This is a genomic window from Paracoccus seriniphilus (assembly GCF_028553745.1).
Classification (GTDB): domain Bacteria; phylum Pseudomonadota; class Alphaproteobacteria; order Rhodobacterales; family Rhodobacteraceae; genus Paracoccus; species Paracoccus seriniphilus.
Genome location: NZ_CP067129.1, coordinates 908,763 through 925,006 on the forward strand (window position 1 = coordinate 908,763; position 16,244 = coordinate 925,006).

Annotated in this window: 13 protein-coding genes and 2 tRNA genes; 10 read left to right on the top strand and 5 right to left on the bottom strand. The window is 62.4% G+C overall.

The genetic code is table 11. The features are described from left to right. Positions 1–113 precede the first annotated feature (113 nt). Entirely contained in the window at positions 114–578 is a 465-nt protein-coding gene (locus JHW44_RS04460; protein ID WP_089343224.1) for a GatB/YqeY domain-containing protein, read from the top strand. Between the two features lie 53 nt (positions 579–631). Here JHW44_RS04460 and JHW44_RS04465 read toward each other — a convergent pair whose 3' ends face one another. From JHW44_RS04465 to lipB, 4 genes are all read right to left on the bottom strand, one after another. Further along, positions 632–1,132: a DUF2244 domain-containing protein gene (locus tag JHW44_RS04465; RefSeq protein ID WP_089343223.1), complete on the bottom strand. Its 501-nt coding sequence runs from the start codon at positions 1,130–1,132 to the stop codon at positions 632–634. Continuing rightward, complete coding sequence (gene ctaD, locus JHW44_RS04470; RefSeq protein WP_089343222.1) at positions 1,132–2,808, bottom strand: cytochrome c oxidase subunit I; 1,677 nt, start codon at positions 2,806–2,808, stop codon at positions 1,132–1,134. Before ctaD ends, JHW44_RS04465 begins: the two co-directional genes overlap by 1 nt. A 190-nt stretch (positions 2,809–2,998) precedes the next feature. Then, positions 2,999–3,427, bottom strand: a complete 429-nt coding sequence (locus JHW44_RS04475) for a c-type cytochrome (RefSeq protein ID WP_089343221.1) — start codon at positions 3,425–3,427, stop codon at positions 2,999–3,001. Positions 3,428–3,552: 125 nt separating this feature from the next. Continuing rightward, positions 3,553–4,206, bottom strand: a complete 654-nt coding sequence (gene lipB, locus JHW44_RS04480) for a lipoyl(octanoyl) transferase LipB (protein WP_276327940.1) — start codon at positions 4,204–4,206, stop codon at positions 3,553–3,555. Between the two features lie 119 nt (positions 4,207–4,325). Between lipB and JHW44_RS04485 the strand changes: the two genes are divergently transcribed. Beyond that, positions 4,326–4,412 (top strand) — tRNA-Leu (locus tag JHW44_RS04485). Between the two features lie 183 nt (positions 4,413–4,595). Here the strand turns inward: JHW44_RS04485 and JHW44_RS04490 are convergent. Beyond that, positions 4,596–4,671, bottom strand: a tRNA-Ala gene (locus JHW44_RS04490). Positions 4,672–4,878: 207 nt separating this feature from the next. Between JHW44_RS04490 and JHW44_RS04495 the strand changes: the two genes are divergently transcribed. The 8 genes from JHW44_RS04495 to JHW44_RS04530 all read left to right on the top strand — a co-directional run bounded on the left by JHW44_RS04495 (position 4,879) and on the right by JHW44_RS04530 (position 16,243). Beyond that, positions 4,879–6,078, top strand: coding sequence for an efflux RND transporter periplasmic adaptor subunit (locus tag JHW44_RS04495; protein ID WP_089343219.1), 1,200 nt, complete (start codon positions 4,879–4,881; stop codon positions 6,076–6,078). A gap of 41 nt (positions 6,079–6,119) precedes the next feature. Beyond that, the gene (locus JHW44_RS04500; protein ID WP_089343218.1) at positions 6,120–9,245 is read left to right on the top strand and encodes an efflux RND transporter permease subunit; all 3,126 of its coding nucleotides are present in this window, start codon (positions 6,120–6,122) and stop codon (positions 9,243–9,245) included. A 69-nt stretch (positions 9,246–9,314) separates the two neighbouring features. After that, positions 9,315–10,202 (top strand): LysR family transcriptional regulator, encoded by an 888-nt coding sequence (locus JHW44_RS04505; RefSeq protein WP_089343217.1) that lies wholly within the window; start codon positions 9,315–9,317, stop codon positions 10,200–10,202. An 86-nt stretch (positions 10,203–10,288) separates the two neighbouring features. Further along, entirely contained in the window at positions 10,289–10,780 is a 492-nt protein-coding gene (locus JHW44_RS04510) for a formate dehydrogenase subunit gamma (protein WP_089343216.1), read from the top strand. Then, positions 10,777–12,294 carry a formate dehydrogenase beta subunit gene (locus tag JHW44_RS04515; RefSeq protein WP_089343215.1) on the top strand — a complete coding sequence of 506 codons (1,518 nt, stop codon included), beginning with the start codon at positions 10,777–10,779 and terminating at the stop codon, positions 12,292–12,294. The genes JHW44_RS04510 and JHW44_RS04515 overlap by 4 nt, the downstream gene beginning before the upstream one ends. Next, positions 12,291–15,224, top strand: coding sequence for a formate dehydrogenase subunit alpha (gene fdhF, locus JHW44_RS04520; protein WP_089343214.1), 2,934 nt, complete (start codon positions 12,291–12,293; stop codon positions 15,222–15,224). Before JHW44_RS04515 ends, fdhF begins: the two co-directional genes overlap by 4 nt. A 10-nt stretch (positions 15,225–15,234) precedes the next feature. Then, complete coding sequence (gene fdhD, locus JHW44_RS04525; protein ID WP_245846853.1) at positions 15,235–16,053, top strand: formate dehydrogenase accessory sulfurtransferase FdhD; 819 nt, start codon at positions 15,235–15,237, stop codon at positions 16,051–16,053. Next, positions 16,043–16,243, top strand: coding sequence for a formate dehydrogenase subunit delta (locus tag JHW44_RS04530; protein WP_089343213.1), 201 nt, complete (start codon positions 16,043–16,045; stop codon positions 16,241–16,243). Before fdhD ends, JHW44_RS04530 begins: the two co-directional genes overlap by 11 nt. The last annotated feature ends 1 nt before the right edge of the window (position 16,244 follow it).

Below are 16,244 nucleotides of genomic sequence, written 5' to 3' on the forward strand. Positions count from 1 at the left end.
CCGACCGATGACGCAATGTCTTCCCTTGATTCCCACCGCCAGCTTGCCTAAATCGCCATCTTTCCGGCGCTTGGTGAACATGCGCCCAATGGGGTTGCCCAAAGGATAGTCTGATGGATTTGCGAGCCAAACTGCAAGCTGCCACCAAAGAGGCCATGAAGGCGCGTGACAGTGACCGCCTTTCTACGCTGCGCCTGATCGGTGCGGCTGTCAAGGACCGTGAAATCGCCCTGCGTGGAAGCGACGGCGACGGGGGTGCGCTGACCGACACGGATCTGATCGCGATCCTGTCCAAGATGGTCAAGCAGCGCCAGGAATCGGCCAAGGCCTATGAAGAAGGTGGTCGTCTGGAACTGGCGCAGAAGGAAGAAAACGAGATCAGTGTGATTCAGGAGTTCCTGCCACGCCAGATGAGCGCCGACGAGATCGCCACCGCGGTCGATACGGTGATCTCGGAACTCGAGGCCAGCAGCGTCCGCGACATGGGGCGCGTGATGGCCGAGCTGCGCGCGCGTCATGCCGGGCAGATGGATTTCGGCAGCGTCGGCGCCATGGTCAAGGGCCGTCTGCTGGGCTAGGCGCGCCCGGGTAGGGAAATCTCGACAAGGGGCTGCATCTGCGGCCCTTTTTTCTATGTGCCGCGCAGGGCCTGAAGGTTGCGCTGCAGGTCGCGGCAAAGGTCGCGGCGTTCTTCCGGGGTCAGAAATGCGCCCAGCTCGATTTCGCGCTGGCCGTCGCTGAGCGTCAGATAGTCCTCGACCGGCCCATTCCTCAGCATTACCCGCACCCAATAGCTGTTGGTCGTCCAGATGCGGTCAGCACGGCCGGGATCGTGGCGGCACAGGTTCAGTTCGTGTTTCGTCAGGGTCAGGGTCTCGGTGATCTCGCCGCTGCGATAGCTGCGCTGCAGGCCGTGCCACAGGCCCCACATGGTCAGTGCAATGAAGGGCAGCAGGCCCCACAGCAACACCGTGCCCAGCAGGGCGATCATGGGCAGGGCAATCAGCACCGCCGTGACCCCGATGAACCAGACAAAGCCGCGGCGTGGCAGCGAGCGATAGGGCCGGGCTGTCAGCGTAAATGAAACGGCCCCGAAATCATCCGGGGCCGTGGTTTTCCATTCATAAGGCATCAGTGCGAATGCGCGTGATCCCAGTCTTCACGCTTCGGCAACTGCTCGAAGGTGTGCTCGGGCGGAGGCGAGGACAGGGTCCATTCCAGCGTATCGGCATATTCGTTCCAGTAGTTGGCGGCGGTCACGCGCTGGCCATAGCGCAGCGTGTAGAACATGACGCCAAGGAAGAACAGGAACGAGATGAACGACAGATAGGCGCCAAGCGAGCTGATGTTGTTCCAGAAGCCGAATTCGACCGGATAGTCGATATAACGGCGCGGCATGCCCTGACGGCCCAGGAAGTGCTGCGGGAAGAAGGTCAGGTTCGCACCGATGAACATCATCCAGAAATGCAGCTTGCCGGCCCATTCGGGATACTGGCGGCCCGACATCTTGCCGATCCAGTAATAGATACCGGCAAATACGGCAAAGACGGCACCCAGCGACATCACATAGTGGAAATGCGCCACGACGTAATAGGTGTCATGATAGACGCGATCCAGCGGAGCCTGCGACAGGACGACCCCGGTCACGCCACCGACGGTGAACAGGAACAGGAAGCCAAAGGCCCAGAGCATCGGCGTCTTGAACTCGACCGAACCGCCCCACATGGTCGCGATCCACGAGAAGACCTTGATGCCCGTGGGCACGGCGATCGTCATGGTTGCCAGCATGAAGTAGCTTTGCTGGGTCAGCGACATGCCGACGGTATACATGTGGTGTGCCCAGACGACGAAGCCCAGCACGCCGATTGCAGCCATGGCCAGAACCATCGGCAGGTAGCCGAAGATCGGTTTCTTGGCGAAGGTCGCGATCACATGGCTGATGATGCCAAAGCCCGGCAGGACGATGATGTAGACTTCGGGATGACCAAAGAACCACAGGATGTGCTGATACAGGATCGGGTCGCCGCCACCGGCCGGGTTGAAGAAGTTGGTGCCGAAATTGCGGTCCATCAGCAGCATGGTGATGGCACCGGCCAGAACGGGCAGGGCCAGAAGGATCAGCCAGGCGGTGATGAAGACCGACCATGCAAACAGCGGCACCTTGAACAGGGTCATGCCGGGGGCACGCATGTTCAGGAAGGTGGTGATGATGTTGATCGCGCCCAGAATCGAGCTGGCACCCGAGACGTGAACGGCGAAGATCGCCAGATCCATCGAATAGCCGCCTTCGGTAGTGGACAGCGGCGGATACAGAACCCAGCCCACGCCCGAACCCAGTTGCTGGTTGCCACCGGGGGTCAACAGCGAGGCGACGCCCAGGCAGACACCGGTCACATAGAGCCAGTAGCTGAGGTTGTTCAGCCGCGGAAAGCTCATGTCCGGAGCGCCGATCTGAAGCGGCATGAAGTAGTTGCCGAAACCGCCGAACAAGGCCGGGATGACGACAAAGAACATCATCAGAACACCATGATAGGTGATCATCACGTTCCAGAGATGCCCGTTGGGCGTGCATTCGGCGGTCGAATCAGCGATGAAACGAGCGCCTTCAAGGCACATGTACTGCACGCCGGGGTGCTGCAGTTCCATGCGCATGAAAACAGTGAAGCTGACCGCAATCAGCCCGACCAGAGCGGCCGTGAATAGGTATAGAATACCAATGTCTTTGTGGTTGGTGGACATGAACCATCGCGTAAAGAATCCGCGTTGGTCGTGATGGTCACCGTGGCCATGAGCGGCTGCGTCTGCCATACCCGAACTCCCTCAGAATGTCTTCGAGCCGGTCTGGCAGACCGGCATAGCTCTGCGCTTCTTCTAGACCAGCGCTTCGCACCCGGCAATGCGCCAAGCTATCGGAAAAGTGAAAACTCCCGCAAGAATAGCACATTCCGCGGGAGCATTGGTGCCCCGATCTGCGACTCAATGCCGCAGGGGCGTGGCTTCATTCCGCCGCATCTGGCGAGACGCTGGCCAGGAAGGCGGCAACATCGGCCTGATTCTTTCTCATCTTGAAGGTCATCTTGGTCTTGGCCTTCTTGTCACCGGTCTTCTCGCGCACGAAAGTGTTGGGGTCGGTGATGTATTCGGCCAGATCCTCGGAGGTCCAGACTTCGCCGGTGGCGTTCAGTTCGGTCAGCGCGTCCGAATATTTGAAATCTTCCTGGCTGCCGGCGGCGCGGCCAATGACGCCATAGAGATTCGGGCCGGTCTTGCCGCCCTTGACGATGGTTTCGCCTTCAGGCGATTCGATCATGTGGCAGGCCTTGCACTTGCGGAATTCCTTTTCACCCTTGGCGATATCGCCGTCCTGGGCGAATGCAGGCATGGCTAGGGTCACGCCCAGAAGGGCGCCGATCGTTGCAAATTTCATATCTGTCTCCTCGCTTGGCCGGTCAGTTGTCGTTTCAAACTGCCCGGCCTGTTTGTATAGGGCCGACGGCCCCCAATGCCATCCCCAGAAAGGTCGTATGCGGCAATCTGTAGCCGAGATGGCTCTCAGCGAAAGATTTCGTCAAAGCTGTCGCGCAGGGCGACATCCAGATCGCTCATGCTGACGGGCAGGCCCAGATCGACCAGGCTGGTGACGCCATGTTCGCTGATGCCGCAGGGCACGATTCCGGTGTAATGGCTCAGGTCAGGTTCGACATTGATGGAAATGCCATGAAAGCTGACCCAGCGGCGCAGCTTGACGCCGATGGCGGCGATCTTGTCTTCGCGCGGGCTGCCATCGGGCAGGGGGGGCTTGTCGGGCCGCGTCACCCAGACACCGACGCGGCCCTGCCTGACCTCGGCGGAGACGCCGAATTCAGCCAGGGCAGCGATGACCCATTGTTCCAGCCCGGATACGAATTTGCGCACATCCTTGCCGCGCCGGTTCAGGTCCAGCATGACATAGACAATGCGCTGCCCGGGTCCGTGATAGGTATATTGTCCGCCACGTCCCGCCTGGTGCACCGGGAATCGCGCGTCCAGAAGGTCGGATTCGCGCGCGCTGGTCCCGGCCGTGTAGAGCGGCGGATGTTCGACAAGCCAGATCAACTCGTCGGCCGTACCGGCGTGAATTGCTGCGGCTCGCGCCTCCATGAAGGTGACCGCGTCCTCATAGCCTGTCAGGCCGTCACTGATGATCCATTCAACCATGGCAGCGATCTGGCGCGAAGCGCTGCCGCCGTCAAGCGCAAGCGGGCCGAAAGTGAATGGCGGCGCGGTGCAGAATCCCTCTTTTCATTTTCGGATGACTGGGCTAAGACCCGCCGCACTGCCCGGATGCGGTCGTGGCGGAATTGGTAGACGCGCAGCGTTGAGGTCGCTGTTCCTTAACCGGAGTGGAAGTTCGAGTCTTCTCGACCGCACCAACAAAATCCAGCAAGGATGTGGAAATATGTTGGGTTCGGGCAGTGGCGTTTCCGTGACAGATGCATGTTTCCCGGCAATCCGCGCTGCTGTCATGGCCGCAGGGCGTTCACCGTGTCGGCCGATATCCGCGGCCTTGGCAAAACTTGCGTCGGCTGACGAATCATCTGATCATGTTGGATTGATGGTGGAGCCGAGGGGAATCGAACCCCTGACCTCATCATTGCGAACGATGCGCTCTACCAACTGAGCTACGGCCCCATGCCGCGGATCATTGGCGGGATGAGAAAATCTTGTCAAGTCGGTGTGGCCTCACGAAGTGTTGCAATTTTTGCAACCCAGGCATTCATTTGGGGCCGAGGTGGTTGTCGTGAGGAGGGGGCTGCTATATCTGCCTCCGACGCGCTGGCGACCGGCGCAGCAAGCATGACGAATATCTGAACCCTTTTCCCAGGCGGACCCGACGGCATGAAAACGCTGATCCGAACCTTTGCGCTGGCCGGGATGGCCGCAGCTGTGACACTTGTTTTGCCGGCAATGGCCCAGTCGCAGGGCGCAGACGCCCCGCCGCCGGCCGTGACCGTGGTGACGCTGAAGGCACAGGATGTCACGCTGACCGCCAGCCTGCCGGGCCGGGTCGTGGCCTCGGCAGAAGCCGAGGTGCGTCCGCAGGTGGGCGGCTTGATCACCGAGCGTCTCTTCGAAGAGGGCAGTCAGGTCGCCGAGGGCGATCCTCTGTATCACATCGACCCGCGCAGCTACGAGGCGGCATTGGCTCAGGCCGAGGCCGCCCTTGCACAGGCGCGCGCACAGGCTGACGATGCCAAGCGCGAGGCGGATCGGGTCATGGAACTGCGTGAACGCCGGGTCGCAAGCCAGCAGACGCTGGACAGCGCGATTGCCGCGCGCGATGCTGCGGACGCCGCCGTCAAGGCTGCCGAGGCACAGGTGCTGGCCGCGCAGATCAACCTGGATCGCACCACGATCACCTCGCCCATCGATGGCGCGATCGGTCTTGCCCTGGTCAGCCAGGGTGCCCTGGTGACTGCCGGGCAGGCCACGCCTTTGGCGGTGATCCGACGCATTGACCCGGTGCGTGTGGATGTGACTCAATCCGCAGCCGAGATCATCCGCTGGCAGCGCAAGGGTGCCGAAGCCGCGCTGGCACCGGGGGCTGACCGCACCGTGCAGCTGCGGTTGGCCGATGGCTCGGTCTATGAAAATACCGGATCGCTGACTGCCGCCGAGCCCCATGTCGATGAAACGACCGGAGTGGTGACGCTGCGGATGCAATTCGGCAATCCCGAAGGCCTGTTGCTGCCCGGCATGTATGTGCTGGCCGATATTCCGCAGGCGGTGTTGAAAAACGCCATTCTCGCGCCGCAGGAAGGGGTGAGCCGCGATCGTCGCGGGCGTCCCGTGGCCATGGTCGTCAATGACCAGAATATCGTGGAAGAGCGCCTGCTGGAAATCGTGCAGGATCACGGCAACCGCTGGGTTGTCAGCGAAGGGCTGGAAGATGGCGACCGGATCATCGTCGCCGGATTGCAGAAGGTCGGCGCAGGCATGCCCGTGACCCCGGAAGAACGTCAGGCCGGGCCTGCCGATGCGCAAGCACCCGCAGATGCACAGGCTGATGATACACAGGCCGAAGCCGCCGGGAACTGATTTCCGGTTTCCCGTCCGACACTGATCAGAACGAGATTCTCATGGCACGCTTCTTCATCGATCGACCGGTCTTCGCTTGGGTGATCTCGATCATCATCATGGGAATCGGGGTCATTTCGATCCTGACCCTGCCGGTGGCGCAATATCCGCAGATCGCGCCGCCCTCGGTGTCGGTCAATGCGACCTATCCGGGCGCTTCGGCCGAGACGATCACCAATACGGTGACGCAGGTCATCGAACAGCAGATGACCGGGCTGGACGGGCTGCGCTACATGTCCTCCAGCGCCACCTCATCGGGGACATCCTCGACGACGCTGACCTTCGAAACCGGCACGGATGTCGACATCGCGCAGGTCCAGGTTCAGAACAAGCTGTCTCAGGCGACCGCCCTGCTGCCCGAGGAGGTGCAAAGGCAGGGCGTGACGGTCGAGAAGTCATCCGCTGGCTTCCTGATGGTGATCGGCCTGATCGGCGACGAGAATTACGACCAGACCGACCTGTCGGACTATATGGTAACCAACCTTGTCGATGATCTCAGCCGCGTCGAAGGCGTTGGCAGCGTTCAGGTCTTTGGCTCGAAATACGCCATGCGTATCTGGCTGGATCCGTCCAAGCTGGCTTCATATGAAATCGCGCCCTCGGATGTGGTTGCTGCCGTGTCCTCGCAGAACACCCAGATTTCAGCAGGCGCATTCGGCAGCCGTCCGACGGTCGAAGGCCAGCAGCTGAACGCCACGGTGACCGCACAGTCGCTGTTGTCCTCGCCGGAAGATTTCCGCCAGATCGTGCTGCGTGCGCAAGAGGATGGCGGCCTGGTCCTGCTGCAGGATGTCGCGCGCGTCGAGGTCGGGTCGGAAAGCTATGCCGCCGAGGCCACCTACAATGGCCGGCCTGCGGCGGGCATGGCGATCAGCCTTGCCCCGGGGGCGAATGCGCTGGATACCTCCGAGCGCATCAAGGAGCGCATGTCGGAATTCTCGGAATTCTTCCCCGAGGGGGTCGAATACGTCATTCCCTTCGACACGACCCCCTTTGTCGAAATCTCGATCGAAGAGGTGGTCCACACGCTGATCGAAGCCATCGTGCTGGTCTTCATCGTGATGTATATCTTCCTGCAAAGCTGGCGCGCGACGCTGATTCCGACGCTGGCCGTGCCCATCGTTCTGCTGGGCACCTTCGGCATCATGGCGGCCTTTGGCTTCAGCATCAACACGCTGACCATGCTGGCCATGGTTCTGGCCATCGGTCTGCTGGTGGATGACGCGATCGTCGTGGTCGAAAACGTCGAGCGCCTGATGGAAGAAGAGGGGCTGGAACCGCGCGAGGCCACCCGCAAATCCATGGGGCAGATTACCGGCGCCCTTGTCGGGATCGCGCTGGTTCTGTCGGCCGTGTTCGTGCCGATGGCGTTCTTCGGCGGATCGACCGGGGTGATCTATCAGCAGTTCGCGATTACCATCGTGTCGGCCATGGGGCTGTCTGTGGTCGTCGCGATGACCCTGACACCGGCGCTTTGCGCATCGCTGCTGCGCCCGGCCCATGGCGAGAAACGCGGCTTTTTCGGCCTGTTCAACCGGGGGTTCGACCGCACGACCCGCGGCTATACCGGCACGGTGAACTGGATGGTGCGCCGTCCACTGCGCATGTTGCTGGTCTATGGCGCTCTTGGCGCGATGATGGTGATGCTTTTCCTGCGCACGCCCGAGGGGTTCCTGCCCGATGAGGATCAGGGCATCATGTTCGTTCTGGTCAACGCACCGACAGGGGCAACCAGCGAGCGCACGAATGCCGTCCTGGATCAGGTGCGCAGCTATATGCTGGAGCAGGAAGACGAAATCGTGGATTCGGTCTTTGCCGTGTCGGGATTCAGCTTTGTCGGACAGGGGCAGAATGTCGGCATGGCCTTCGTGCGCCTGAAGGACTGGGATGAGCGGCTTGAACCGGCGCAGGGCGTGCAGGCGCTGGCGGGACGTGCCTTTGGGGCCTTCAGCCAGATTCGTGACGCGCTGGTCTTCCCGATCGTGCCGCCTTCGGTGATCGAATTAGGCAATGTGTCGGGATTTGACTTCTATCTGCAGGCGCGTGCCGGCCAGAGCCATGAACAACTGCTTGAGGCGCGCAACCAGCTGCTGGGGATGGCCGCGCAAAGCCCGCTGATCGCGCAGGTCCGGCCTTCGGGGCTGGAGGATGCGGCGCAGTTCCGACTGGACATCGACTGGCGCAAGGCGGGTGCCATGGGCGTGACGGCCACCGATGTGGCCAATCTCTTGCAGATCGCCTGGACCGGATCCTATGTGAACGACTTCATCGACCGTGGCCGCATCAAGCGCGTCTACGTGCAGGGCGAGGCCGACGCGCGTTCCGGTCCCAGCGATCTGGACAGATGGCGCGTGCGCAATGCCAGTGGCGGGCTGGTGCCCTTTTCGAATTTCGCCGAGGGCAACTGGACCTATGGCCCGCAGGGGCTGAACCGCTACAACGGCCTGCCTTCGATGCAAATCCAGGGCAGCCCCGCGCCGGGTGTCAGCTCGGGTGAAGCCATGGCTGAAATCGAACGTCTGGTCAGCCAGTTGCCCGGCGGCTTCTATCCGGCATGGACCGGCCTGTCGCTGGAAGAACGCGAATCCGGTGATCAGACCACCTTGCTTTACAGCCTGTCATTGATGGCGGTGTTCCTCTGCCTGGCCGCGCTCTATGAAAGCTGGTCGATCCCCTTCGCGGTCATCCTTGTCATGCCCATCGGGGTGCTGGGCGCGCTCGGCGGAGCCTGGGTGGGGCAGTTCGACAATGGCGTCTTCTTCCAGGTCGGCTTGCTGACGGTGATCGGCCTGACCGGCAAGAACGCGATTCTGATCGTCGAATTCGCCCGCGAGCAATCCGTGGCCGGGGTTCCGCTGTACAAGGCGGTGGTCGAGGCCGCGCGTCAGCGTTTCCGTCCGATCATGATGACCTCGATCGCCTTTACCCTGGGGGTTCTTCCCCTGGCGCTGTCCAGCGGGGCGGGGGCCAACGGCCGCAATACCATCGGCACCACGGTGATCGGCGGGACATTGGCCGCCTCCGCGCTGGGGATCCTGTTCGCTCCGCTGTTCTATGTGCTGATGCGCCGGCTGCTGGGGCGCAAGGACGAGCTGGAAGGCAATTCGACCACCCCGGCTGCCGAGTGACGCGGCCTTGACCTTGCGGCCCTGTCGGGTCTTGCTGGCGATGATATTGCCGCAAGACCGGAGAGGGCCGTGATCGACAAACTTGAGATGTTCCTTGCTGTCACCAAAGAGGGGCATTTCGGCCGCGCGGCGGCTTCGCTGGGGATCACGCAACCCACCCTGTCCGCCGGGATCAAACAGCTTGAAGAACAGCTGGGCGTGCTGTTGATCTTTCGCGGCTCGCGCTATGGCGGCCTGACCCCCGAGGGGCAATCCGCGCTGCTCTGGGCGCGGCGCATCGTCGGAGATGCCCGCCAGCTGCGCGAGGAAATGCGCGCCACGCGCCATGGACTTTCGGGACAGTTGCGCATTGCGGTGATACCCACGGCGCTGACCTGGGCGGCCAAGATATCGGCCCGTTTCGGGCGCCTGCACCCCAATGTCGGCTTCACGATCCTGTCGCGAACATCGGTCGAGATCCTGCAGATGATCGACGATCTCGATATCGATGCGGGGATTTCCTATCTGGACAACGAGCCGCTGGGGAAGGTCAGCAGCGTGCCGCTGTATGACGAGCGCTACATGCTGGTCTGCGGGCAGGACAGCCCTTTTGCCGCAAGGGACAATGTGACCTGGCCGGAACTGGACGGGCATCGTCTGTGCCTGCTGACCTCGGACATGCAGAACCGGCGCATCATAAATCGCAATCTGGTCGCTGCGGGCGTGACTCCACAGGCGACGGTGGAATCCAGTTCGACCGTGGTGCTGGTGGCGCATGTGCTGGAGGGCGGCTGGCTGACGATCCTGCCCGAGGACATCGCGACATTTCTCAGCCAGGGCAAGCCGCTGCGTGCGGTGCCGCTGGCCCAGCCGGAAACCACCCATGCGGTCGGGCTGGTCGCGCCATGGCGCGAGCCGCATACACCGGTTCTGAATGCCCTGTTGATCGAAGCCAAACGGATGGTTTCTGATAGATAGCTTCTATCGATTGACGAAATATTGATATTGATTTCGCATCGACAAAGCCTGCAGAATGGTTGGGCAAACAAGTTGAAAGGCCAGCAATGTGTCCGCCAGCCCCGCATTCCGATGCGACACTCCCTTGTGATGAGGATATCCGCGCCCTTGTGACGCCGCTTGCGTCGTTGGAAGGACCGCTGCTTCCCATGCTGCATCGCCTGCAGGAAGAATACGGGTTCATCCCGGCCAATGCCGTCACGGTGCTGGCCGATATCCTGAATCTGGGGCGTGCCGAAGTGCATGGAGTCGTCAGCTTCTACCATGATTTCCGCGAGAATCCGGCCGGACGCCACGTGCTGAAGATCTGTCGGGCCGAGGCCTGTCAGTCGATGGGGTCCGAGGATCTGGCGCGCGACACGCTGGCCCGGCTGGGCATTGACTGGCACGACACCACGGCCAATGGCTCGGTCACGGTCGAGCCGGTCTATTGTCTTGGCATGTGCGCCTGCGCGCCTGCCGCCATGCTGGATGATCGCGTGGTGGCGCGGCTGGATCGGGCACGCATGGACAAATTGCTGGATGAGGCAGGCGCATGAAGATTTATGTACCCATGGACAGCGCCGCCAAGGCGCTGGGTGCCGATGAGGTGGCCGAGGCCATCGCGCATGAGGCCGTGGCCCGCGGAATGGATGTCGAGATCATCCGCAATGGCTCGCGCGGGATGATCTGGCTGGAGCCGCTGGTCGAGCTGGATGCGGGCGAGGGCCGGATCGGCTTTGGCCCGGTTTCGGTCGAGGATGTTCCCGCGCTGCTGGACGGCACGCTGGAAAGCCACGGCCTTGTCGAGGAAATTCCCTTCTTCGCAAGACAGAACCGTCTGACCTTCGCGCGTTGCGGTGTCATTGCTCCACTGGACCTCGATGCCTATCAGGCCCATGGCGGTCTGGCCGGATTGCGCCGCGCCATCGGCATGAGCGGCAGCGAGATCGTCGATGAGGTCACCGAAAGCGGCTTGCGCGGGCGCGGCGGAGCAGGCTTTCCGACCGGCATCAAATGGAAGACGGTCATGCTGGCCGAGGCATCGCAGAAATATATCGTCTGCAATGCCGATGAGGGCGACAGCGGCACCTTTGCCGACCGCATGATCATGGAAGGCGATCCCTTCACCCTGATCGAGGGCATGGCCATTGCGGGCCTCGCCGTGGGGGCGACCAAGGGCTATGTCTACATGCGTTCGGAATATCCCGACGCAATCAAGGTGATGAATGCCGCCGTGGACATCGCGCGCCAGCAGGGGATGCTGGGGCCGAGGGTGCTGGGGTCGGATCGCGCCTTCGACATGGAAATCCGCGTGGGTGCCGGGGCCTATGTCTGCGGCGAGGAAACCAGCCTGCTCAATTCGCTTGAAGGCAAGCGCGGCGTGGTGCGTGCCAAGCCGCCACTGCCCGCCCTGGAAGGTTTTATGGGCCGTCCGACCGTGGTCAACAATGTCATCAGTCTGGCGACGGTGCCGGTGGTTCTGGAAAAGGGCGCCGCGCATTACGCGGATTTCGGTCACAACAGGTCGCGTGGCACGGTGACCCTGCAGATCGCCGGCAATGTCCGGCGCGGCGGGTTGTTCGAGGCCGGCTTCGGCATGACACTGGGCGAGATCGTCAATGACATCGCCGGCGGCACGGCCAGCGGACGTCCCGTCAAGGCCGTTCAGGTCGGGGGTCCTCTGGGGGCCTATATGCCGGTCGGGAAGTTCCACACGCCGATGGGCTATGAGGAGTTCGACGCCGAGGGCGGGCTGATCGGCCATGCCGGGCTGGTTGTCTTTGACGACAGTGCCGACATGTTGAAGATGGCCCGTTTCGCGATGGAGTTCTGCGCCATCGAAAGCTGCGGAAAATGCACCCCCTGTCGGATCGGGGCCGTGCGCGGGGTCGAGACCATCGACCGTATCGCCGCAGGCGACGGTGCAGCGACCGAGCTCTTGACCGATCTTTGTGATACAATGCGGGACGGTTCGCTTTGCGCATTGGGGGGGTTCACGCCTTTCCCCGTGATGTCTGCATTGTCGAATTTCCCCGATGACTTCGCCTGCCGGAAGGAGGCCGCCGAATGAAGGATTTCGTCATTCCCCAATTCCCGCCCGGTGATGACCGTGACATGGGAACGCCCGCCGCAAGCGGTGCGCCGGTCACGCTCAGCATTGACGGCTTTGAGGTGACCGTGCCCGAGGGCACCTCGGTCATGCGCGCCGCAGCCGAAGCCGGGATCATGGTTCCCAAGCTTTGTGCCAGCGACAATCTGGAAGCCTTTGGGTCCTGCCGTCTTTGCGTGGTCGAGATCGAGGGCCGCCGGGGCACGCCCGCCAGCTGCACGACTCCGGTCGCGGAAGGCATGGTGGTTCACACCCAGTCCTCGAAGATCAAGCGCCTGCGCAAGGGCGTGATGGAGCTGTATATCAGCGACCACCCGCTGGACTGCCTGACCTGCGCCGCCAATGGCGATTGCGAACTGCAGGATGCGGCGGGGCAGGTGGGTCTGCGCGATGTGCGCTATACCCCCGGCGACAACCATTTCGACCCTTCGGGCACCGGGGCGCGCAGTCAGGCCGAGGCGCGTCTGCGCATGCCGGTCGATGATGCCAATCCCCGCTATGTCCCCAAGGACGAGAGCAATCCCTATTTCACCTTTGATCCGTCCAAATGCATCGTCTGTTCGCGCTGCGTGCGGGCCTGCGAAGAAGTGCAGGGCACCTTTGCACTGACCATCGAGGGGCGCGGCTTTGACAGCAAGGTCAGTGCCGGTGCGGCGGGCGATGATTTCCTGAATTCCGATTGTGTCAGCTGTGGCGCCTGTGTCCAGGCCTGCCCGACGGCGACGCTGCAGGAAAAATCGGTCATCGAACTGGGCACGCCGAAACGCTCGGTGATCACCACCTGCGCCTATTGCGGGGTCGGCTGTTCCTTCAAGGCCGAGCTGAACGGCGATCAGCTGGTGCGCATGGTGCCCTACAAGCACGGCAAGGCCAATCGCGGCCACAGCTGCGTGAAGGGGCGGTTTGCCTATGGCTACGCCCAGCACAAGGACCGCATCCTGAAACCGATGATCCGTGAACGGATCGAGGATCCCTGGCGCGAGGTCAGCTGGGACGAGGCGCTGACATTCGCTGCCGATCGCATGCGCGGTCTGCAGGAAAAATACGGTCGCCGTTCGATCGGGGTGATCACTTCCAGCCGCTGCACCAATGAAGAAACCTATCTGGTGCAAAAGCTGACCCGCGCGGTCTTCCGGAACAACAACACCGATACCTGCGCCCGCGTCTGTCATTCGCCCACCGGCTACGGGCTGGGCAAGACATTCGGCACCTCGGCCGGCACGCAGGATTTCGACAGCGTCGAAAAGGCCGATGTGGTCATGATCATCGGCGCGAATCCCACCGACGGACATCCGGTCTTTGCCAGCCGGCTGAAGAAGCGGTTGCGTCAGGGCGCCAAGCTGATCGTCGTGGACCCGCGCCGGACCGATATCGTGCGCTCGGCCCATATCGAGGCCGCCCATCACCTGCCGCTGCGTCCGGGCACCAATGTCGCCGTGGTCAGCGCCATGGCACATGTGATCGTGACCGAAGGGCTGATGGACGAGGATTACATCCGCACCCGCTGCGATTGGGATGAATTCCAGCATTATGCCGATTTCATCAGCGATCCGCGCCACAGCCCCGAGAACACCGAGGCCCTGACCGGCGTTCCCGCCGATGAACTGCGCGCGGCGGCCCGGCTCTATGCGACGGGCGGCAATGCCGCGATCTATTACGGCCTGGGCGTGACCGAGCACAGTCAGGGTTCGACCACCGTGATGGGGATTGCCAATCTGGCCATGCTGACCGGCAATGTCGGGCGCGAAGGCGTGGGCGTGAACCCGCTGCGCGGCCAGAACAATGTGCAGGGCAGCTGCGACATGGGCTCTTTCCCGCACGAACTGCCCGGCTATCGCCATGTCAAGCTGCCCGATGTGCGCGAGATCTTTGAAAAGGCATGGGGTGTCGAGATCGACCCCGAGCCCGGCCTGCGCATTCCCAACATGCTGGATGCCGCCGTCGAAGGTACCTTCAAGGGGCTGTATTGCCAGGGCGAGGACATCCTGCAGTCCGATCCGGACACCCATCATGTTGCGGCGGGGCTGGCCGCGATGGAATGCGTGATCGTGCATGACCTGTTCCTGAACGAAACGGCCAATTACGCGCATGTCTTCCTGCCCGGCAGCAGTTTCCTGGAAAAGGAAGGCACATTCACCAATGCCGAACGCCGGATCAACCGCGTGCGCAAGGTGATGGCACCGCTGAACGGTTATGAGGACTGGGAGGTGACGCAGCTTCTGGCGAATGCCATGGGGGCAAACTGGAATTACACCCACGCCAGCCAGATCATGGACGAGATCGCGGCCACCACGCCGAGCTTTGCCGGGGTCAGCTTTGACCTGCTGGAAGAAAAGGGCAGTGTTCAGTGGCCTTGCAATGACTCGGCACCCGAAGGCACACCGACCATGCATGTCGATCACTTCGTGTCGGGCAAGGGGCACTTCATCGTCACGGAATATGTTGCCACCGATGAACGCACGGGGCCACGATTCCCGCTGTTGCTGACCACCGGGCGGATCCTGTCGCAATATAACGTCGGGGCCCAGACCCGCCGCACCGAGAACGTGGTCTGGCATGCCGAGGATTTGCTGGAAATCCACCCCCATGACGCCGAACAGCGTGGCATACGTGAGGGAGACTGGGTGCGTCTGGCCTCTCGCGCGGGGGAAACAACCCTGCGGGCGACGATCACCGATCGTGTCGCGCCGGGGGTGGTCTATACGACCTTCCACCATCCGGCCACTCAGGCCAATGTCGTGACCACGGATTTCTCGGACTGGGCGACCAACTGTCCGGAGTACAAGGTGACGGCGGTGCAGATCAGCCCCTCGAACGGCCCGACCGAATGGCAGAAACGTTATGATGCGCAGGCAGAACAGGCGCGTCGCATCATGCCCGCTGCCGAGTAGCGCCGTGGCCCTGCCAGAGACTTCGGCTGCAATCGCGGCCAGCCACGTCCGGCCCGGATCCCGGCGCGCCCTGCGCCGGGTGTTGCCCGAGGAGACGGCGGTGGCCATGGTCTATGATGGCACCAGCCATGCCGTGATGATGGCCACCCCCGCCGATCTGGTGGATTTTTCGGTCGGTTTCTCACTGACCGAGGGCATCATCAGCGACCCAGGTGAAATTGGCAGCCATGAAATCGTCCCTCATCCTCAGGGGCTTGAAGTGCGGATGTGGCTGGCCGAGGACCGGGGCGCGGCGCTGTCGCAGCGCCGCCGCAGCCTTGCCGGTCCGGTGGGCTGCGGGCTGTGCGGCATCGACAGTCTGGAACAGGCCATCCGCGATCTGCCCGATCTGACAGGGCAGGGGCCGGTGATGGATGCAGCGCAGGTGGCCGATGCCACGCGATTGCTGCAGGGCTGGCAGCCCTTGCATGACGCCACGCGCGCGGTTCATGCCGCCGGATTCCTGCATCCCGACAAGGGTATCGTTCTGGCGCGCGAGGATGTGGGTCGCCACAATGCGCTGGACAAGCTGATTGGCGCGATGGCCTTGCAACGTCAGTCCCCGGTCGAAGGTGCCATGGTGCTGACCAGCCGTATCTCGGTCGAGATGGTGCAGAAATGCGCGATGGCCGGCTGCACGGTCCTGATTGCCGTCTCTGCCCCGACATTGCATGCGCTGCGTCTGGCGGAAGCCGCCGGTATTACCATTGCGGCCTTTGCGCGCGGCGAAGGCTTTGACCTGTTTTCACATCCACAACGCCTGAGTTCCGAGGTTTCCGATGTCGCCTGACAAGATGGTCCATATGGCCAACCAGATCGCCACCTTCTTTGACAGCCAGCCCGGAGAGGCCGCCGAGAAGATCGCGGATCATATTCGCGATTTCTGGGAGCCCCGCATGCGCGAGCAATTGCTGGGCTATATTCGCGAGGGCGGGGACGGGCTGAAGCCTGCCGTTCAAGAGGCTGCCAAACGGCTGTGAC

Coding starts and splice junctions, on each gene's coding strand:
- ctaD (WP_089343222.1), bottom strand. CDS start 2,808: ATGGCAGACGCAGCCGCTCATGGCCACGGTGACCATCACGACCAACGC.
- JHW44_RS04475 (WP_089343221.1), bottom strand. CDS start 3,427: ATGAAATTTGCAACGATCGGCGCCCTTCTGGGCGTGACCCTAGCCATG.
- JHW44_RS04510 (WP_089343216.1), top strand. CDS start 10,289: ATGTGTCCGCCAGCCCCGCATTCCGATGCGACACTCCCTTGTGATGAG.
- JHW44_RS04460 (WP_089343224.1), top strand. CDS start 114: ATGGATTTGCGAGCCAAACTGCAAGCTGCCACCAAAGAGGCCATGAAG.
- fdhF (WP_089343214.1), top strand. CDS start 12,291: ATGAAGGATTTCGTCATTCCCCAATTCCCGCCCGGTGATGACCGTGAC.
- JHW44_RS04530 (WP_089343213.1), top strand. CDS start 16,043: ATGTCGCCTGACAAGATGGTCCATATGGCCAACCAGATCGCCACCTTC.
- JHW44_RS04515 (WP_089343215.1), top strand. CDS start 10,777: ATGAAGATTTATGTACCCATGGACAGCGCCGCCAAGGCGCTGGGTGCC.
- JHW44_RS04465 (WP_089343223.1), bottom strand. CDS start 1,132: ATGCCTTATGAATGGAAAACCACGGCCCCGGATGATTTCGGGGCCGTT.
- JHW44_RS04500 (WP_089343218.1), top strand. CDS start 6,120: ATGGCACGCTTCTTCATCGATCGACCGGTCTTCGCTTGGGTGATCTCG.
- JHW44_RS04495 (WP_089343219.1), top strand. CDS start 4,879: ATGAAAACGCTGATCCGAACCTTTGCGCTGGCCGGGATGGCCGCAGCT.